Below are 20,167 nucleotides of genomic sequence, written 5' to 3' on the forward strand. Positions count from 1 at the left end.
GCTGGAAAATCTCTTCGTTATTCATGGTATGTCAGTTACAACGTAGTATATCATAGAATGAAGAAAGGGCTTTCATTTATATAACTATTTTCAGTTCCGTGTTTTATTAAATAAAAAAAGCCGCTATAACAGCGACTTCATTGCTCATGATGATCAAAAAATTATTCACCATCTGTCTCATCATATTGTACTTACCTGAATCTTTCGTTTAAGAAATGTGGATTGCCTTTTCCATAATAAAATCATCCATTACAAAACCATTGCCGATATCCGCAACCTGTTCCCGGACAGTTCGGAATCCTTTTTTCTCATAGACAGCAATACTTGATTCGTTATGACGATTGACAGTTAACCAGATCAGATGAATACCTCGTTCCATACATAGCTTCTCCAGAAAAGCAAACGCTAGGCTGGCGTAGCCTTGGCCCCTGTGTTCCTTGCCGATGTAAAATTTACTCAGGAACATTTTATCTTCCTCTACTCTTACAGACATGTAGCCGACAGGCGTTTCTTCACGTTGAATGAAGTAATATTCATAACCCTGCTCATGAATTTGTTCTGTTATGGCTGATTCAGATTGGTATTTTTGGATCATGTAATCAATCTGTTCAAGCGTAATGATGGATACGTAATACTCCTGCCAAATCTCGGCGGCCAATCGGGACAATTCAGCGATTTCTTCTAATGTGCTAACTTGCGGAAATATAAGATTCATAGATAGCCTGCCTTTCTTAGATCTCTCTCCTATTGATTCAGACTACCTAAATAGTATCAAATATTCCGGGGAAATGTTAGCCACATCAAGTTTGAATCTTTTTCATTTACGTATTTAATATCGGTATCTCGCTGAGCAGATTTCTTATATAAATCGCGTCCCACGGCATATGCTCGGTTATGCCCAGGCCCACGACCTCCGTTTCTTCCGACAGCTCCTTAATCAAATGCAGAAGCTTAGGTAATTGCATGGTTCCCGCAGGTGAGAAAACATACGGCTCGTCAGGGTTAGCAAACAGCAATGAGCGAAATTTTTGGGGATCCAGTACGTCCAAATCGAGGTGAATCGCCAGGTGTTTGATATTACTTTCTCTAATCCATTTTTTGATCGCATCTGGATTATTGGATAGCTCCTCTGTTCCAGCTGTTTTGATCCCCAGTCTTTGAATGACTTCCGTGTCCGATTCCTTCGAATACACACCCATTCTTTCGAATGCTTCCGAGATAACTTTTGCTTCTTGCTCCGTAGGAACGGCCAATCCCGCCATAAAGATATTTTCGGGCTTCAGAGGAACCTTCACATGGCTCGAGAACTCCTCATCTCCCTCACCCAGAAGATTCCCGAGTGGTAGCGTATGTCCGTTATCATAGCCAACATATCGAACTAAATCACTGTGTGCATCAATCCAAATTAACCCGAGGTCGCCACCATATCGTTCGTTAAGATAGGCAAAAGGAGCCTGTTCGACCAAGCAGTCGCCTCCAAACATAATAATGCGATCCGGCTTGTGAGCCTGGATGATATGCTCGGCAGCCTCCAGTTGTTCTATTAGTTGTGTTCTTCCATTCATGCCGTTCTCGTTCACAAGTGGAGTTCCATCATAAGGTTGAACAGGGACTTTAATGAGTGGTTGATCATTATCTGGAGCCAGCCAGGCTAGAAGTTCGGCACCAAAAGAATAGTTAGGATTATTGCCTCCTTGCCACTGTGGCATTAGCAGGCGTATTGTTTTTGTAGACATGCGATACTCTCCTTTACTTGAAAGTAAGGCTAGTATAAACTGAACGAGAATAATATCGTAGTACGCACTTTAATGATAGGTACTACCCGGAAGGATAGTGTACATATGAGCATGGCTGAATATAAAGGTAAAGTGAAGAACATCCAGGATACCCCCTTTGGTTATACGGTGTCTGTAATCGGGGGTAAATGGAAAATGGTGATCCTCTACCTCTTGGCTGAAGGTCAAACCGTTCGATTCAATGATCTAAAGAGGCAGATTGGAGCGATTACGTACAAAATGTTAAGTTCACAACTTAAAGAATTGGAAGCAGATGGTCTGGTGAGCCGGAAGGAATATCCACAAGTCCCTCCCAAAGTCGAGTACAGTCTCACCGCCAAAGCAGAGAGCCTGCTACCGATTATGGAGGAGTTATGTGAATGGGGAGTGAAGAATCAACCATAACTCGTATCAAGGGATTCCATGATTTCTTAATTTCAAATTCACTGTTGAACCTTATCCATGTCCTCCGGTTCAATCGGAACAAACAAAAAAGGATTCCCTTTTAAAAATTCTCTAATGTATGCTTGAGCATAAGGTTGTTCATCCATTAATCTTGTGCTCTCTTCGGGGTTAGATGCGTGATGACAGTAGGTTTCAATCATGAACATAATGAAGAAACATTCCAAGTCTCGAATATAATCTGTTCCCAGTCTTCTCACGTTCTCGTAACCTTGGATGAAGGTCATTCGTTCTCTGGGATAAAGACCCAATAAACTGCCTGCCAGATCATAGAGAAAATAGCCAAAGCCACATCTTCCGAAATCTATTGGATACGGTAGATCATCTTTGAAAACGATATTATCGGCATGCAAATCAGCATGAATTATTCCGTAGTTTTGACCATTTTTCTCCATACCAGAAAGAGTACTTAATATTTTCTCGACAGCATGCTGATATTCCGTCCAGGCTTGATCCGACAAAAATCGTGTATAATAACGCTCAAGCTTCGCTATCTCACCTCTAAAAGAGTCTGCTCCCCAAACGGGGCGTACAAAGTTGGGAGGCAAGTTTAAGCCGGAAACTGCTTCATGCAGCTTTCCCATCATCGATCCCATTCTAGAAACAAGAGCTCCCGTAATCTCACCCTTTACATGCTCTCCTTCCACCCACTTCATCACCGTCACATACGGTTTTCTATAACCCTCAATCGTATCAACCTCTAATACATGAGAACCTGTAAGAGAGACGATCCCCACGGGGACAAGAATTTCATCCACTGCATTCAAGGATTGAAGAAATATAAGTTCTGATTGTATTTCTTCCTTACTCCAACGATCGGAATGAATCCGAAGCAAATAAGAATCAGATGTATTTGTTTCAACTTTGTAAGTAATCGTATCCGACAATTGAATATACTGGATGCGTTCCCACGCCAAATCATACTGCTGTAATGCAGATAGAGCGACATTTCTGGCTCTATCCAGCAGAGCATTTCTGTCTTTCATCGAGTCATAACGAAAAAAATCCTTCATGTATTTTCTCCTCTTTAAGTAGGCTATGATCCTATATAGTTAATTATAGGTAAGATGATGTACTGGAAATAGGTAACTTTCCATTATAAACTGATTTTTATCGGTAAATGGTAGCTTACTATTCCTCCAACCATGAGAAAAACCATGACATTAGGACTGTCATGGTTTTATTTTTATATGAGTATTTCAGAGTTCTAATACGGTTACAATCTCGCCGTGGCAAACTTCACTGTTCTCGTTGAAGCCTAAGCTCTCATATAACTTCTTCGCAGCCAGGTTATCTGGGCTATATGGAATCCAACAAAGTTTGGCTGGACCAGCCGGAAAAGTACGAATGAATTCAATTACCTCCTTCATTGCTTCACGGCCATATCCTTTATTCTGGTGCTGCTTGTCAATCATGAGCCGTAAAATGCAGTAGTTATTGTCAGCAATTTTGGGAAGATCATAACCGGTAATTCCATACGTAATCATTACAAACCCAACAGGTTGTTCATCTGCGTAGATTGCAAATGGAAAAGGTGAACCTCCATTGGTCGCTAAAACAAAACACGAGGCTACACTCGAAAGATTGGAAGCAACATATTTTTGTTGCTCTTCTGCTACCTCCAGGTTAAATATGACACGTCGGTTATCCAATGTAATCTTTCTGAGCGTTATCACGATTGATTTAATCTCTCCCTTACGGATTGTCCAGTTCTTATTGAACTGAATACTACGTCCATGCCTGAAAGAATTTCCTTTTCACTTCTATCTTATTGTGCTGTGCCCATTGGTGCAGCTGCTGCAACCCTACGTACTCCTCGTTTTCATCAAAATAAAAACATAAATCCATCGGCACTAGATACCGACCATATAGTTTAAAACCAATTCTGTCATAGTTTATATAGATGCACTTGATTTGAGAAGCTTCGAATTTCTTTCCCTTCGAGGAAACAACATACTCTGTTCCGAACGTAAACGTCAGTTTCGTAAATAACATTTTTAACAGCACAATGATATAAGTCAAAACGTATATGGTCATAAACGAGTATACCAGCGTAGGCCATCTTTCATCGCTCCTATTGAGATTAACAAATAGATAAATTTGCAACATGGACATGGCAATCAGATTGACTTTCGCCCTGGGATAAATCGTTTTATAGGTTTGTTCCATACCTTGTTTCCTTTCTCACCTGAAATTCAACACCGCAAAACCTCATCCATTCCTATGATAAACCAAATTACACCAATAAAGATAGATTTATATAATCCAGGGGATAAACAGTACTATAAATCAGTCTGCATTTACGATTTTGAAGCCCTGAAAACGAGTTGTCCGGATTACATTTCATCGGTTCTTCGCCTGAACTTCTTTTCCCTAAAACAAAGAAAGCCGCCATATCGGCGACTTCTTCTACAAATCATATGCACAATAGATAATCAACATTCTACGTTTCTAGGGTGGGTGTTTCTTTTCATCCTATTAAAGATCCAATTCACACTCTATTTCGCACCAGCCTGAAGCAAAATCTCTTCGATTTCCCTGAACCCTTTCTTCTTGGCATGGCTCAAAGGTGACAAACCATCACTATCCGCAAGGTTCACATCTGCGCCATGGTCAATGAGTAGCTGGATCGTTTCTTGCTGGTGTTCATTCCCATCGTTCAGAATGATCGCTTCCAGCAATGCCGTCCAGCCCAATTGATTGACATGATTCACATCCACAGAAGTTTGAGTGAGAAGCTCACGTACTACATCCACATATCCGTGCTCTGAAGCGGGAATCAGTGCTGTTCCTCCATAGCGATTCGTCATCGCTGGATCTGCACCCGCCTCAATCGTGAGCTTCAATATATCCAGATACCCTTCTGCGCCAGCGTACAGAAACGGGTTGTTCTCCATATCGTCCTGTATATTAACATCTGCACCAGCTTCGATCAGTATTTGAGCCGATGCCAGATCATTGTTGTAGGTCGCAATCATGGCAGCGGTTCTTCCTCCCTCATCTTGAGCATTGATATCCGCACCCTCTTGAAGCACTCTTTTGATCTTCTGGGGGTCTGATTCCTCCGCTGCCGTTAGGAGCTGTTCGTTCAGTGAAGCTGCCTGCTCCTCCACCGTAGAGTTATTTTCTACTGCCGGTGCACAGCCTTGGACGATGAACACACTGCTGATTAAAATAGCCATTAAAAGCAACTTGCTCATATTGCCTCCTTATTGCAGCGTTACTGTAACCGATGAAGCGACACTCCAATCCCCAACGGGGCTGATCTCATAGGTAGTGCCTGGGATTAACTTGCCATCGTTAACGAGGTCGAAAACTCCTGTTGCACCTTTCCGGCTTGAGTATTTATATGTTGCCGTCAGGGTGTCACCGCTCGGGGAGGTTAACGTTACACTTCGGCCCGAAAACAGCTCATCCCCAGGATCTTGTGCAAGAGTAACTTCAATGGAAGTTTCACTCACCGCCTGAGCACTTGCAACTTGCAGCGCATCAAACGACTGTGCAGTGAATGTAGCATTATCGATATTCGCCCAGTCAGAAGATACCGTATATTGGACACCGGATTGCAGCGATTGTCCTTCAGGCAATCGGAACTTCGGTTCTTGTTTGCCGTCTGTTGATTGCGTGAACGGAACATATCTGGCAACAATCGGTTCTCCGCCTTCAGGCGTAATCATAACTTGTCTTGCCTGCATGGAAGAGATAATTTGATACGTTTGTCCTCCCGCTTGTTCCTGGTCATTCAGCACAAATGCATTTGCCCCTCGACCACCGCTGTAAGCTGAAATGATATAACCGTAATCGACTACACCGTTTTCCTTCAATGCTTCAATTTCGAACGTATCGTTCGTTACTTGACTAACCTTCGTCATATTTAACTTCGTTCCGCTGCCTTCGAAGGAACCCGCATCCTGGCCTTTATAAGTGAGGGTATACACCTCACCAGCTTTCTGAACAGACGTTGGAACGATGTATGTTGCAATTGATCCTGTTTTCAGGCGAGGCATATTGGTTAACGTCAATCCGCCGCTGAGCGCAAAGTCCGTTTGCGCTTTGGCAAATACTTCATCTGCTGCCGTGAGTGGTTTATCAAAAGTCACGATTAACGTAATGGCATTCAGCGATCTGACACTCTCAATCTGAGCCTGCTCGGAAGGAATGGCCTTGCGTGCCGTATTGAGCAGTACCGCTGTTTCGCCGCGAGTAGACGCCCCGTTCTCGGCATAGAACGTGCTCATCCAATGGTGAACGGATTTCACGTCACGCTGCATCGCTTTGGATACAACCTGCTCAAGTTCTGCATCGGATACTTGGATTTGCGGATTGAATTGCCCCTCGTTTGCCTCCATGATGCCCAGTTCAACGAGCTTCGTTGCATAAGGCGCATACCATGCAGCCGGATTAACGTCGGTTAATTCTGCACTTTCTCCCGTCTTGTTCTCGAGACTGAAGGTTTTGTACACCAGTGAAGCTAGTTCCGCGCGGGTGATGGCTCTTTGTTCACCCATGGATTGATCGGCATAACCGTTCATGATCCCCAAGCCGTTCAATTCCTTGATGGCAGCCTCAATCTGCTGACTGCTAAGCTGTACCGTTGTTGCGGCAACGTTGGTAACGTATGTAGCTGCATGTACTTGGTTCGCAGCAAGCGGGAATACTGCTGTACCTAATGCAGATATGGTTAGAAATGTAGCAATTTTTCGGGTTGTCGGATTCATGATTGAATTCCTCCTCTATAGGTTGTTCTTGCCTGTATCTATAGAATAGAGGACAAAAAGAAACTCCTAAGGGCTAAATTATTAACAAAATATAAACTGAAGCTAATTTTTCTCGAAACTTATACGGTAAACCGGTAACCCGCACCCCATACGGTTTCAATGTAATCCGGATTTTTGGGATCTGTCTCCAGCTTTCCGCGCAGCTTGCGAATATGAACAGTAACTGTGGCTATATCTCCGCTGGAATCCATGCCCCAAATCCGCTCGAACAGATCGGATTTGCTGAACACACGGTTCGGATGACTCGCCAAAAATACGAGCAGATCGAATTCCTTGGTTGTAATTGCGACCTCTTCGCCGTTCATAAAAACGCGCCGAGATCCCTTGTCGATATGAAGTCCGCGAATGTGGATCTCATCCTGGTCGACCGGTTTGCTCTTGCCGAGCAATCTCTCGTAGCGGGTTAGATGAGCCTTTGCCCTTGCAACCAACTCGCTTGGGCTGAACGGTTTTGTAATAAAATCATCGACGCCCAAGTTGAAGGTCCTGATCTTATCGATCTCCTCTTTTTTTGCGGAGACAACAAGAATCGGTACTTCCTTCACCTCGCGGATACGCCTGCAGCATTCGAAACCGTCGAGCCCCGGAAGCATCAGATCAACAATGATCAAATTGTAGTCTCCTTCCAGAGCCAGCTTCAAACCCTCTTCTCCGTTATGGCAGAGCTCCACAGAAAATCCGTTAAGTTCAAAATAATCCCGTTCCAGTTCGGCAATCGTTGTTTCGTCTTCAATAATTAATATGCTTGTCACTTGCCGCTAGTCCTCCTTGTGCATGAGCCGTTTCAATTGAATGTAAATGATTGTACCTTCTCCAGGTATACTGTCTGCCCAGATGAATCCTCCGTGTCCATCGATAATTTGGCGGGCGATTGCCAGCCCTAGTCCACTTCCCCCCGTGGAGGAATTGCGAGATTGTTCAGCCCGATAGAAGCGTTCGAATATGTGAGGCAGCGCCTCTTCCGGTATCCCTTTGCCATTATCCTTAAAAGCCATCGTAATCCATTCGTCATCTGCTTGAAGCGTAATGCCAAATCGTTTTTGTTCATTTTCCATATACTTTAGTGCATTATCAACTACATTAACGACAGTACGTTTTAATTTGTCGAGATCTACAGAAGCCATGACTGGACCGGAAGCCTGATTGTCCCAATTAAGTTCTACCCCTTTATCCTCCAGATCGTATCTCAGCTCTTCAATGCTGTCTTCCAGGAAATCAACGAGGTCTACCTCTTTGAACAGGAAAGGCTCCTGATTCAAATCGAGCTTCGAATAGAGGAATAGCTCGTCCACTAACTTATCCATGCTAACTGCTTTGGCATGAATGATGTTTACGTATGTTTCCATTTTCTCCGGAGTATTCGCCACCCCATCACGAATCCCCTCAATATAGCCTTTAATGTTGGTGATCGGTGTCCGGAGATCATGCGAGATGTTGGAGATGAGCTCTTTGCGATTCACTTCATCCTGCTGCCTGAGGTCATTGGAACGCTGCAGTTGATTCCGCATGCTCTCAAACGCTTCACTGAGCTGACCAACCTCGTCATTGGAATTAAGCTGGAGCTTGAAGGACAGATTACCTTCCTTAATTTGCTCAGCGGAGTTCCGCAACTGATTCAGCGGTTTAATGAAACTTCGAGTGATCCAGCGGAACAACAGCAGGTTTGCAATAATGAGCACCCCGATGAGCAGGAGTGACATTACGGGCAGCAGCTTGCGGGTCAGTTCGGCAAAAGGACTCCGCTCACGAATAACGAAGATGCTTCCCCGTTCCCCATCTGTATATTGAAAATCAAACTTTGCATACGCATAGAAGCGTTCACCAATATTGAAAGTACTGCGTATCTGATAATTGTTCAGATCATAGGCAGGCAGTGCCTGCTTCAGTTCAGGCTGATTGAAGGTCAGCGATTCGAAGATCTGGCTGTTCTCGCGTCTGACATAGAGCCCGGACTTCTCGGCTCGAAGCTTCATGTCGTATTCACGCAGCAAAACCTTGTTTTGCAGCTCGTCTGGTTCATTTTTGGCCATAAACTTCATCTCTTGAAAGATCGATTCTCCCTGTTCGGTTAAGGGGTTGATCTGATAGTGTACCTTGTAAATATCACGAAAACTCTGCAAATCCCCTGTTGCCGCAATAGTATACAGACTTGCCGTTAGCAGGATGAACAGAAGACTTATAACGAGCATGCCCGTGAAAGACAGCAGCATTTTTATTCGAATGGACATGGGTTCCCCTTTTTAAAGATGTTTATGATTAGTTAGTGCACATGTTAACACAAGATTGAATCAATTGCCCAGATGCAAAAAAAGCTCTCACATCAGATGAATAATGATTCGTTATCCTTTCTGTCTAGGAAATAACAAAAAGCCGATATGGATTAGTCTCCATATCGGCTTTGGTTCGTTTCTAGAATCCCATTGCAGACTTAGCTCTCTTCCACGAATCTGATATCAACAAGTTGTTTAACCGATATTCCTTCGTGTCTTTCACTACTGTATAGGATTTTACCGCGAAACTTCGATTTCCTTGATCACCTTGGCTGGATTCCCTCCAACAACCACGTTGTCCGGAACATCCTTGGTTACCACGGCTCCGGACGCAATGACAACATTATTGCCAATAGTAACTCCAGGATTAATAATGGCTCGTCCGCCCACCCACACGTTATCTCCGATCGTTACCGGCTTACCATATTCGGGCCCTTCATTTCTCTCGGAAGGATCGATCGGATGTGTTGCCGTATAGATATGAACACCTGGCCCGAATAAGCAGTGACTGCCAATCCTCACCTCACACACATCCAAAATGGTGCAATCAAAATTGGTATAGAAGTGGTCGCCCACATGGATATTGTAGCCATAATCGAACCGGATGTTAGGCTCCATGCTTAGATGTTCCCCAGTTGATCCCAGCAATTTTTTCAAAATGTCTGTTTTAAGTTCCTCATCAGCTTCGGTACTTTGATTAAACATGCGGGTCATCCGTCTGGCGTATGCGCGATCACGCGTCAATTCAGGGTCCCAACCTTTATAGAGCTCTCCAGCCAGCATTTTTTCTTTTTCTGTTTTCATCGGTTTCATAACATCCCTTTCGATTCTGTACTAGTTCATATGCCGATACTTACCTCCGCTTTTCGACAAGCTGCAGCGAATATGTGAGGCTTTCCATCGTCAATGTCATTAAGCCATACTTATAATTCTCATCCGGTTCATCCAAAAGTTTAATCTGTGGCATGTGCATCTCCGGTATATATTTCAGGCATTCGTTCCGGATCATTTCGACATCCTCCGGTTGTACCAGCGTGCCAGTCAAAGCAAGGGTTTCCGGGTTCATCACAGCAATCAGGCTTGATACCGCGCGTGCAGCCAGCGGATGGAACGTTTCCCGATCATGGAGTAACCTGAACTGCTCATCATACGAGAGGCCGAGTGGCAAAAAAGCGATTTCTCCGGCGAACTGGGTATTCCCTCTGTGAATATGCCCATCAATCATGATTCCAGCTCCCGGTAAGGAGCCTTCAATAAAGGTCGCAACAACAATGGACTTCTCATCCTGGTACTCCTGTTTCTGATAGAGCCCGTAAACGGTTAAGTTCATGTCATTCTCAACTATAACTTCGACCTCGTATTTTCCTCGTATGTATGCAGCCAGTGGAACACCAACCAGACGTGGAATATCGGACACATTAACAACGCCTTGGTTAACTGCACCCGGAACACCGATTCCAACGGCTCGGATTAAGGGGAATTTACCGATAAGTCTTTCAATCAATTCATAGATGACTACTTCGTTCATCTGATCCTTTTCCGTTTCCTGATAGCCTTCCTCCACAATCTCCCCATACAAGTTGGTTACGGAATACGAGACGGAGTGGCATTGGACACCCGCTTTTACAATTAGACAGACGATATAGGAAAAGTTCTCATTAAATTTATAAACTTGAGCTGGCCTGCCCCCGCTGGATTCTTCCAGATCCAGTTCTACGAGCTCACCGGCTTCGAGTAGTTCTAACAATATGCTCCGGCAGGTCGCAACACTTAACCCTGTTGCCTCGGCGACCATTGATTTCGTGCCTTGCCCCATCTTTTTTAACGTTTGCCGCACCAGTTCCCGGTTCATTTTCTTAACTCGCATGGTGTTGTTTGTAATCATATTATTCGTAATGAATTTCACCTCCTCACACTTATAAAAATACTTTCATTAAGTATTAACATAATGTATTTTTCCTTTAAAGTCCACATCCAACTTCAATCAGAAGTATCCGAAAGTATTAAACAAATCGATTTAATTACCTTCTGAGCATAATTTCCCTTTGGGTAAAATTGCACATTGGGCAATGAATTGATATGATAGAACCATTCGCAAAATCATTGTAGGAACTGGAGGTGAGATAATTTGAAACAAAGCTTGCGTGCCATTAAAAAGGAAGCGACTGCAAGTGCCCTATCTGAAGCTGCATTCCAACTAGCATTAGAGCATGGAATGGACGGATTTGTGGTTGAGGATGTTGTGCAGCGTGCCGGATACTCACGAAGAACGTTTGCCAATCATTTTTCCTGTAAGGAAGAAGCCGTGGTCATGGCCGGTGAGCACTTTCATAGAATGGAGGAATACTTCGAAATGATCAGTCAGCTGCCTGAGGATACAACACCGCTTGAGGTGATGTATCAGTTCATTAAGATGCAATTGACTGAAGAAGTTCTTCGACGAATTTATCAGATTTTGGAACTGTCGAAGATCTATCCAAGCTTAATGCCTCATACGCTCACCCTGCTGAACCGCTTGCAAAACGGTGCTAAATTGATGTTAAGTGAATTATTTGGAGACCGTTACCCGGCGGGGTATAATCACTTTCTGGCTGGCGCCGTTTGTGCGGCAATTATCCCTATGCTGGATGGGAGTGTACAAGTACAACTACCCGGGCTCCCTTCAGAAGATAAGGAAGAATCTATTTCATTCGATGAGTACATAGATTCTATGTTTACGTATTTGCGAGATGGATTTTAGATCATTAGATCACTAGAGATAGAAGGAGAGAAATCAATTCAATGTCTAAATTACTCTACAGGCTGGGGAAAACGGCTTATGATAAGCCGTGGTATTTTATTTTGGGTTGGATTTTGGTGCTTGGCGTAGTTGGAACTGCGCTCGGCTTGAATGGTGTGCATGTTTCCTCGGACATTAAACTCGAAGGGACAGCATCCCAGAACGTCTTGGACAAATTGGAAAAAGAGCTTCCTCAAGCCTCTGGCGGCCAGGGAAGTGTGATATTTAATATTCCTGAAGGCGAGCGTTTGGATACGCCTGAGAATTTGGCGGCCATCAGTAAGGCAGTAAGTGAAGTTTACAAACTGGATTATGTCATTAACCCTGCTGAGTTGGCTGCTGCCAGTGGCGCCGATGCCTCAGCCATGCAGGAACAGGCCAGTCAGAGTACAGCTGGAGCAGGTGAGCAAAGTGCAGATCCAAGCAGCCTGCCTCCTTATGGACCACTGATGATTGATGGAATGCCTGTACCAGGCGTGTTGATCTCAAACGCTGGAGATGTTGCATTGTTCCAGTTCCAATTCACGGTCCAACAAAACTCCCTGCCTAAGGGTGTCACGGATTCGGTTGTTAGTGCAGTAAGCGAAGCTGGACAAGGTACAAATATCTCGGTTTTGCCAAGTGACTCCCTGAAAGAAGTGGGTATCCCGATTGGAACCAACGAGATCTACGGGCTGATCATTGCGGCAATTGTATTGTTCATGACGCTTGGTTCAGTCGTTGCCGCAGGTTTGCCGATTGTCATTGCCCTGTTTGGGGTTGCAGCTGGTGTTGGTGGAGCATTTGCTGTTTCCAACTTTGTCAGCATGACATCCTTTACGCCTGTACTCGCTCTCATGATCGGGCTTGCCGTTGGTATTGACTATGCATTATTCATCGTCAATCGTCAGCGGAGACTTATTTTCGACCAGAACCTGAATGCACGCGAAGCGGCCAGCAGAGCTGTTGGAACTGCAGGAAGTGCCGTGTTCTTTGCTGGATTAACGGTGATCATTGCACTTTGTGGAATGCTGGTGATTGGTATCACCTTCCTGAGCATGATGGCCATCGTTGCATCGGTTACCGTACTGTTTAGCGTACTAATTGCCCTTACGCTTCTCCCGGCATTGCTGGGTCTCCTGGGTGAGCGCATCTGCTCTCGTAAAGCAAGAGAGAAAAATCAGTCCCACGCACACAAAAAATCAAATGGATTTGCAAATCGCTGGATCTCTGGTGTCGTTAAATTCCGCTGGCTTGTCATTGTAGCTGTCATTGTCGTTCTGGGAACGGCTGCGATCCCGGTAGCCAAAATGGAACTGGGTATGCCTTCAGGCGCTACGGCTAACCTGGATACGACCGCACGGCAAAGTTACGATGCCATTACGAAAGGTTTTGGTGAGGGATTCAACGGTCCGCTGCTCATTGTTGCCGAACCTACTGACGCTTCCCAAACCGTATCCCTGCAAACATTGGGTGCCATCGCCCAGGATCTGCAGCAATTCGAACACGTCTCGGTTGTAACACCGGCAGGTGTCAGTGAAGACGGCAAAATGGCCATTCTGAGTCTCATTCCGGATTCCGGTCCAACAGACACGGCAACCAAACAGCTGGTTGAAGAATTGCGTTCTCCCGACTCTACCATTGCAGTCAATCACGATATGAAGCTTGGTGTTACCGGACTTACGGCGGTCAATATTGATATGTCTGCCAAACTTGCTGAGGTGTTCCCTGTGTATATCGGTATCATCGTTATTTTGTCCCTGGTCATTCTGCTCCTGGTCTTCCGGTCTATCCTGGTTCCGATCAAGGCAACGATTGGATTCTTGCTTAGTATTCTGGCCACGTTTGGTCTGACTACTGCCGTATTCCAGTGGGGTTGGGCGAAGGCGTTGTTTGACTTTGACACGGGCGGTCCGCTGCTCAGCTTCATTCCAATCATGGTAACAGGGATTCTCTACGGTCTGGCCATGGACTATCAGGTCTTCCTTGTTTCTTCCATGAGAGAATCCTACGTGCACGGAAATCGTGGTAATCAAAGTGTAATGAATGGTTATCAGATGGCAAGCCGCGTTGTCGTTGCAGCGGCCATTATCATGGTATCCGTATTTGCAGGCTTTATTTTCACGCATGACATTATGATTAAGCAGATTGGATTCGCCTTGGCCTTGGGCATTCTGATTGATGCATTTGTTGTTCGGATGGCGCTGGTTCCAGCAGTTATGTCTCTCTTCGGAGATAAAGCCTGGTGGCTGCCAAAATGGCTGGATCGCTCACTTCCTAACCTGGATGTTGAAGGTGACAAGCTCATTGCCGAACTGAATGCAAAAGAAAAACAGTAAGCCAGATCGAATCTAGTTTAACTTGACTCTTGTGTCTTTTCTGGACTAATTCAGTTCGTTATATACACATCGTTTGTTCGATTCAATAATAGTCTTCAAACCAAAATAAAGCACTTTCTTGGACTCTACTTGTCGAACGACAAGGTTATGGAAGCCTTGAAGGTGCTTTATTTATACATTGTTTATGCTTTGTTATTTTTCAATTCACGCGCTCATGTACCAAGTCTTTCTGAAAAGCCAAAACCCTGTCCCAGTCGCCACTGAAAATCGGAATGCTGTAATAGCCTACCCTTTCATAAAGTGCTGCAGCTCCTGGCTGAAGCGGACCCGTCTGAAGCTTCAGATTGGTATAGCCAAACTCCACAGCAAGACGCTCGGCCTCAGCCAGTATGGCTTGAGCAACGCCTTTACGACGATATCCGGGTCTTGTGTACATGCGCTTAACCTCAACGGATTGATCATCCAGCGGCCTGATGGCTCCGCACCCGACCGGATGCCCATCAAGTCTGGCAACAATAAAGGCAGCACGAGGCTTTTCGACGTCCGAAGGTTGAAATCCTGCGGTTCCATCACCTCCGTACAACAAGCCCAGCTCACTGCTTAATTCCCGGATCAACAGTACTGAATCCTCACTGCGTACGTCCTCAGCAGCCGCTTGTACAACCAACGACATATGCAAATCCCCTTTACTCTATTGGTTTTATTGGTATTCCAGATGTGTATAAAATAACACCTGCAGATGGCAGCGTCAATTGTTCCATCGATAGATGTTTTGTATAAGTGAATTATTTCAACCATACAAAAACAGCTATAATCACTACGATAACCACTCCTATACCGATCCATCCCAGACTGCTTGCCAGTTCTCCCAGATTACCCAATTGGGCACGGTCCAATCCATCCTTAAACGTACCAACAGCACGACCTTGCTTCTCTTCTCGTTGTAGTCGTTCTCTTATATTCTCCGGGGTCTCTTGATCGATGTTCATCCTATCCCTCCAATATCTCCAGTCGATGACTTGCATTTATGTAATCATATCATATGGAATTAACATCCAGTTCCTTTCTAACTTATCTGATCTCTTCTGATATAGCCTCAGGCTATAGCTAGATATAATTTAATGGAATTACATTATAACTTCATATCTGTGATAACTTTTCTGTAACACATTTGAAGAGGGGTTATGTTGATGACAAAAAGCAGTGTATTGGGTTACCCGCGGATTGGCGCAGATCGGGAATGGAAAAAAGCACTCGAAGCCTTCTGGTCGGGCAAACTGGATGAAGCCGCGTTTCAGACCCGTTTACAGGAGATCCGGTTAGACCATTTGCGCAAACTGCGTGACCAAGGAATCGATCTCATTCCAGTCAACGACTTCAGTTATTATGATCACATTCTTGATACGGCCGTGATGTTCGGTATCGTTCCAAAACGATTTACATATGACGGCGGTGCCGTTCCTTTGTCCGTGTATTATGGCATTGCACGAGGCACGAAGGATGCTGCAGCCAGCGAAATGACGAAATGGTTCAACACCAATTATCACTACATCGTACCTGAACTGAATGATATCACTCCGGCGCTTACCGAAAATAAACCTCTCATTGCTTACCGCGAAGCCAAAGAGAAGCTCGGAATTGAAGGCAAGCCGGTGATCGTCGGACCGTTAACCTTTCTGAAACTCTCCAAAGGGTATGACAAATCCGAGACTGCAGCTTGGCTGGACCGTTTGCTTCCGCTCTATACTCAGGTACTTCGGGAGCTTGCAAAGGAAGGTGTTCATTGGGTTCAGATTGACGAACCCGTTCTGGTTACCCAATTAAGCCAGGATGACGTACAGCTTCTCCAGCACATCTATAGAACGTTTGCAGCCGAAGTTCCTAACTTGAAGATTTTGCTGCAAACGTACTTTGAATCCGTGGAGAATTATACCGACATCATTGCACTTCCAGTACAAGGAATCGGGCTGGATTTTGCACAAGGGCTCTCCGGTAATCTGCAATCCATCAAGACATACGGCTTCCCGGATGATAAGGTTTTGGGCGCAGGAATCATTGACGGTCGCGGAATTTGGAAGGCTTCACTTCGAGAGAAACGGGTACTGCTTGATGAGCTGACTGAACGGGTAACACCTGAGCGTGTAATCGTGCAGTCGTCCTGCAGCCTTTTGCATGTGCCTGTCACTACAGAACGGGAGACGAAACTCGCACCAGCGCTTAAGAACTCTCTTGCCTTTGCAGATGAAAAGCTGAAGGAAATTGTTCTTTTGACAAAAGCATGCACATCTAGGGATGCTGACATCCTGGATGAAATCCATAACGCAGATCAGGCGCTGCTGCCTCTTAAGCAGTCACAAGAACGTAATCGTGTCGATGTGCAGAAGGCCGTTGAAGCACTCCGTTTACAAGAGCCGGCACGCTCCCTTCCGTTCGCTAAACGTCATATTGCTCAGCAGGAGAAATGGAAGCTGCCTCTTTTTCCGACAACAACGATCGGCAGTTTTCCCCAATCCGCTGAAGTACGCAAAGCTCGTCAACAGTGGCGCAAGAGTGAGTTGAGCAACGAGCAATATGGCCAGTTTATTCGGGAGCAAATTGATGCCTGGATTCAAATTCAGGAAGATATCGGACTGGATGTGCTGGTGCACGGGGAGTTTGAACGCACAGATATGGTGGAATTCTTCGGTGAGAAGCTCGCAGGATTTGCCTTCACTCAGTATGGCTGGGTACAATCCTATGGTTCCCGGTGTGTAAAACCTCCGATCATTTTCGGGGATGTAGCCTTTGTTCAGGAAATGACAGTCGAAGAAACCAAATACGCCCAGTCGAAGACCCAGCATCCGGTAAAAGGAATGCTGACCGGACCGATCACCATTATGAACTGGTCTTTTGTTCGGGATGATATCCCGCGCGAGCACATTGCTTATCAGCTGGCTTATGCACTCAGACAGGAAGTGGAAGCTCTTGAACAGGCGGGCATCGGTATGATTCAGGTGGATGAGCCTGCTGTTCGCGAAGGCCTACCACTCAAGCAAGACCAGCAAGCCGAATATCTGTCCTGGGCAGTCAAAGCTTTCCGCATCTCCACATGCACGGTGCAAGAAACAACTCAAATTCATACTCATATGTGTTATTGCGAATTCCATGACATGATCGATTCGATCGAAGCCATGGACGCTGATGTCATCTCTATTGAAACATCACGAAGTCATGGGGAGCTGATTCACAGCTTCGAATTAAATACGTACAAACTCGGCATAGGGCTCGGTGTGTATGATATCCACAGTCCTCGTATCCCAAGCGTGGAAGAAATGACAAACATGATTGAGCGCGCCTTGCGTGTGCTGGATCCCAAGCTGTTCTGGATTAATCCGGATTGCGGTCTGAAAACTCGCGGACGTGAAGAAACGGTCGCTTCCTTGCGCAATATGGTTCAGGCGACCCAAATCGCTCGTGAACAACATCATGCAATCAACGTGGTGTAAATCGAAAAAGCAGGACGCCCGCTTTACATGGGGTGCCCTGCTTGTTTGCATTCCGTACTTTGTTCAAACGTTAACTCAATCCAGCTTAACCCTGCAAAAATTCAATCAATGCTGCATTAAATGCTTCAGGGTGAGTCGCATTAAAGCCGTGTGGTCCACCTTCCACCACTACAAGACGGCTGCCTGGAATAGATTCGTGGGTACGTTGTCCACTAACTTCAAGGGGTACGATAGCATCCGAATCACCATGGATAACGAGTGTTGGAATGTTGAATTTCTCCAGATCCTGACGGAAATCGGTAAGAGCAAAGGCAGCAATACAATCCAAAGTACCCTTAGGAGAAGCCAAAGCTGCAATATCCCGATTATAGATACGGAATGGTTCGCTCACGAGGTCTGTACGATCTCCTGCAGCGAAAAAGTTGTTCGTAAAGCCATCCAGGAATGCTAGACGATCGCCTTTTACTCCATTTTGGAATTCTTCGATCGTTGCATCATCCAATCCTCCTTGAGGATTGTCTTCGGTCTTATACAGATATGGAGGAACTGCGCCTGCAAATACCGCTTTGGAAACCCGCTCTGTACCGTATGTTCCGACATAGCGTGCTACTTCGCCACCACCCATGGAGAATCCGACCAGTGTAGCATCGCGCAGATCAAGGTGCAAAATCAATTTATGTAAATCTGAAGCAAATGTATCATAGTCATAACCTTCCCAAGGTTGTGAAGACTGACCAAATCCACGACGGTCATACGTGATAACACGGTAGCCCGCTTCGATCAGGGCAGGTACTTGCTTCTCCCAAGATCGACCACTCAAAGGCCATCCATGAATCAGGATGATGGGTTTTCCCGCGCCATGATCTTCGTAATACAGTTCAATTGGTTGTGCATTCTCTTCGCCTACATTTACTTTAGCCATGGAAAATCCCTCCGTTAGTTATTATATTTTAGTTTGTTACTATTTAAATGTTACATTTGCAATCTACTGTTGTCAATCGTACCCAAGAATTAAATGGAGTGTGCCATTTGAACTGAATAAATTGATTATACCCAAAAAGAATTTATCACTTTCATCAGCAAAAAAAGCCGCCTGTTAGGCGACTTATAATCAAATATTTCTTATCGGTACAGGTACGGTTTACTTGGTTTAATGAGCGCTAGTGGTTGCTGCGCCGGGTGCTGGTGCTCTATGCAAAGCCACACGTGCACATGTTATTCCCCATGTAACCAGTGCTATCAAGATAAGATTGATCACGACTGAAGATACTGACGCTCCACTATAGATGAGTCGGACGTATCCCCGCACAGCGTTGGATGCAGGCAGGAAATCCCCAATGTGACGATAGAACGGTGTGAGCATTTCGGTGGCGATAATGTTGCCTGCTGTCATGAGCTGGAAAGGAATCATGGCTACGTTAAACAGTGCGCCTAATCCACCAAATAATACAAATGACATTTGAGTCAGACATACACAGGCGATGTATACGAGAATATGGAAGCCCCACATTTCCCAGAAGGAAGCGACAGGTGTGACAAACAACATGGCTACACTTGTAATAATGAGAGGAGCTACGATACATACAATCAATAACAGAAGCTGTCTTGCCCAGAAAATCTTCCATCGATCATACTTGCGGCCAAGCATCATGGTCGACAGATTCAATTGAATATTCATGGTCATCACTGCGATATATGTGATAAAACCAAGGATCATGGGCAGCATGCTGAGTGCAAAATTGGTGATGTTGTTAGACTTAACCACATTTGTCGTGACCACTTCTTTTTGAACAATTCCTGATAGCTGAGCGCCTACGCTGGAAGATATACCTTCAGCCGACCCTTCCAATATGGATCTGGAAACTTCCGAAGCTGCCTGATTGACATAATACGTTAATTGCCCTTCACCTTTGTCCAGGTTCGCAGCGAACTGGGCTGGAATGCTAACGATCATGCCAATATCCCCATCATTCATGACTTGCTCCGCTTCTTTAAGAGATGAATAGTTTTCTGTTTTGAAAGGAACCGTTTCCTGAATGATCTTTTCAATGTTCTGTCCATTCGCTCCGTCGGAGTTAATAGTGCCTATTTTAAGTTGGTCCACTCGATCAGTTGCTCCGTTGTATCCCGTTAACCAGACAATGGTGAATAGCAATGGAACGACCAGCGCAAAGACCAATCCGATCTTGGTTTGTAGAATCTTTAAAAAATCTTTTAATACTGAAAAAACAGACATGAATTTCTCTCCTTCTTGGATATAGCTCCAGGTGCAAATTAATAGTCTAGCATATAATAGGCTA

Annotated in this window: 18 protein-coding genes; 4 read left to right on the forward strand and 14 right to left on the reverse strand. The window is 45.0% G+C overall.

Annotation, left to right across the window (positions count from 1 at the left end; translation table 11 throughout):
• Window positions 1-208 precede the first annotated feature (208 nt).
• Window positions 209-715, reverse strand: a complete 507-nt coding sequence (locus tag ABGV42_RS06940; protein ID WP_347381007.1) for a GNAT family N-acetyltransferase — start codon at window positions 713-715, stop codon at window positions 209-211.
• A gap of 106 nt (window positions 716-821) precedes the next feature.
• On the reverse strand, window positions 822-1,736 hold the full coding sequence (locus tag ABGV42_RS06945) for an arginase family protein (protein ID WP_347381008.1): 915 nt from the start codon (window positions 1,734-1,736) through the stop codon (window positions 822-824).
• A 105-nt stretch (window positions 1,737-1,841) separates the two neighbouring features.
• Between ABGV42_RS06945 and ABGV42_RS06950 the strand changes: the two genes are divergently transcribed.
• Window positions 1,842-2,180 carry a winged helix-turn-helix transcriptional regulator gene (locus ABGV42_RS06950; protein ID WP_347381009.1) on the forward strand — a complete coding sequence of 113 codons (339 nt, stop codon included), beginning with the start codon at window positions 1,842-1,844 and terminating at the stop codon, window positions 2,178-2,180.
• A gap of 38 nt (window positions 2,181-2,218) precedes the next feature.
• Here ABGV42_RS06950 and ABGV42_RS06955 read toward each other — a convergent pair whose 3' ends face one another.
• From ABGV42_RS06955 to ABGV42_RS06990, 8 genes are all read right to left on the reverse strand, one after another.
• Window positions 2,219-3,250 carry a phosphotransferase enzyme family protein gene (locus tag ABGV42_RS06955; protein ID WP_347381010.1) on the reverse strand — a complete coding sequence of 344 codons (1,032 nt, stop codon included), beginning with the start codon at window positions 3,248-3,250 and terminating at the stop codon, window positions 2,219-2,221.
• A gap of 186 nt (window positions 3,251-3,436) precedes the next feature.
• On the reverse strand, window positions 3,437-3,913 hold the full coding sequence (locus tag ABGV42_RS06960) for a GNAT family N-acetyltransferase (RefSeq protein WP_347381011.1): 477 nt from the start codon (window positions 3,911-3,913) through the stop codon (window positions 3,437-3,439).
• An 822-nt stretch (window positions 3,914-4,735) separates the two neighbouring features.
• On the reverse strand, window positions 4,736-5,437 hold the full coding sequence (locus ABGV42_RS06965; protein ID WP_347381012.1) for an ankyrin repeat domain-containing protein: 702 nt from the start codon (window positions 5,435-5,437) through the stop codon (window positions 4,736-4,738).
• 9 nt (window positions 5,438-5,446) lie between these two features.
• On the reverse strand, window positions 5,447-6,955 hold the full coding sequence (locus tag ABGV42_RS06970) for an S-layer homology domain-containing protein (protein ID WP_347381013.1): 1,509 nt from the start codon (window positions 6,953-6,955) through the stop codon (window positions 5,447-5,449).
• 119 nt (window positions 6,956-7,074) lie between these two features.
• A complete protein-coding gene (locus tag ABGV42_RS06975) occupies window positions 7,075-7,767 on the reverse strand; it encodes a response regulator transcription factor (protein WP_347381014.1) in 693 nt (230 codons plus the stop codon).
• Between the two features lie 6 nt (window positions 7,768-7,773).
• Window positions 7,774-9,243, reverse strand: coding sequence for a sensor histidine kinase (locus ABGV42_RS06980; RefSeq protein ID WP_347381015.1), 1,470 nt, complete (start codon window positions 9,241-9,243; stop codon window positions 7,774-7,776).
• A 279-nt stretch (window positions 9,244-9,522) separates the two neighbouring features.
• Window positions 9,523-10,089 carry a sugar O-acetyltransferase gene (locus ABGV42_RS06985; protein WP_347381016.1) on the reverse strand — a complete coding sequence of 189 codons (567 nt, stop codon included), beginning with the start codon at window positions 10,087-10,089 and terminating at the stop codon, window positions 9,523-9,525.
• A 49-nt stretch (window positions 10,090-10,138) separates the two neighbouring features.
• The gene (locus ABGV42_RS06990; RefSeq protein ID WP_347381017.1) at window positions 10,139-11,191 is read right to left on the reverse strand and encodes an ROK family protein; all 1,053 of its coding nucleotides are present in this window, start codon (window positions 11,189-11,191) and stop codon (window positions 10,139-10,141) included.
• 222 nt (window positions 11,192-11,413) lie between these two features.
• On the opposite strand from ABGV42_RS06990, the gene ABGV42_RS06995 reads away from it, so the two are divergent.
• The gene (locus ABGV42_RS06995) at window positions 11,414-12,025 is read left to right on the forward strand and encodes a TetR/AcrR family transcriptional regulator (protein WP_347381018.1); all 612 of its coding nucleotides are present in this window, start codon (window positions 11,414-11,416) and stop codon (window positions 12,023-12,025) included.
• A gap of 41 nt (window positions 12,026-12,066) precedes the next feature.
• Window positions 12,067-14,382: an MMPL family transporter gene (locus tag ABGV42_RS07000; RefSeq protein WP_347381019.1), complete on the forward strand. Its 2,316-nt coding sequence runs from the start codon at window positions 12,067-12,069 to the stop codon at window positions 14,380-14,382.
• Window positions 14,383-14,581: 199 nt separating this feature from the next.
• On the opposite strand, the gene ABGV42_RS07005 is transcribed toward ABGV42_RS07000, so the two are convergent.
• Together ABGV42_RS07005 and ABGV42_RS07010 are read right to left on the reverse strand one after the other, a co-directional pair.
• Entirely contained in the window at window positions 14,582-15,055 is a 474-nt protein-coding gene (locus ABGV42_RS07005) for a GNAT family N-acetyltransferase (RefSeq protein WP_347381020.1), read from the reverse strand.
• 112 nt (window positions 15,056-15,167) lie between these two features.
• Window positions 15,168-15,371: a DUF6366 family protein gene (locus ABGV42_RS07010; protein WP_347381021.1), complete on the reverse strand. Its 204-nt coding sequence runs from the start codon at window positions 15,369-15,371 to the stop codon at window positions 15,168-15,170.
• 201 nt (window positions 15,372-15,572) lie between these two features.
• Here ABGV42_RS07010 and metE point away from each other — a divergent pair, with 201 nt between their 5' ends.
• Window positions 15,573-17,867 (forward strand): 5-methyltetrahydropteroyltriglutamate--homocysteine S-methyltransferase, encoded by a 2,295-nt coding sequence (gene metE / locus ABGV42_RS07015; RefSeq protein ID WP_347381022.1) that lies wholly within the window; start codon window positions 15,573-15,575, stop codon window positions 17,865-17,867.
• Between the two features lie 85 nt (window positions 17,868-17,952).
• On the opposite strand, the gene ABGV42_RS07020 is transcribed toward metE, so the two are convergent.
• Both ABGV42_RS07020 and ABGV42_RS07025 read right to left on the reverse strand, forming a co-directional pair.
• Window positions 17,953-18,789, reverse strand: coding sequence for an alpha/beta fold hydrolase (locus ABGV42_RS07020; protein WP_347381023.1), 837 nt, complete (start codon window positions 18,787-18,789; stop codon window positions 17,953-17,955).
• A gap of 228 nt (window positions 18,790-19,017) precedes the next feature.
• The gene (locus ABGV42_RS07025) at window positions 19,018-20,103 is read right to left on the reverse strand and encodes a YhgE/Pip domain-containing protein (RefSeq protein ID WP_347381024.1); all 1,086 of its coding nucleotides are present in this window, start codon (window positions 20,101-20,103) and stop codon (window positions 19,018-19,020) included.
• Window positions 20,104-20,167: the final 64 nt, after the last annotated feature.

This window comes from Paenibacillus pabuli (genome assembly GCF_039831995.1).
GTDB lineage: Bacteria > Bacillota > Bacilli > Paenibacillales > Paenibacillaceae > Paenibacillus > Paenibacillus pabuli_C.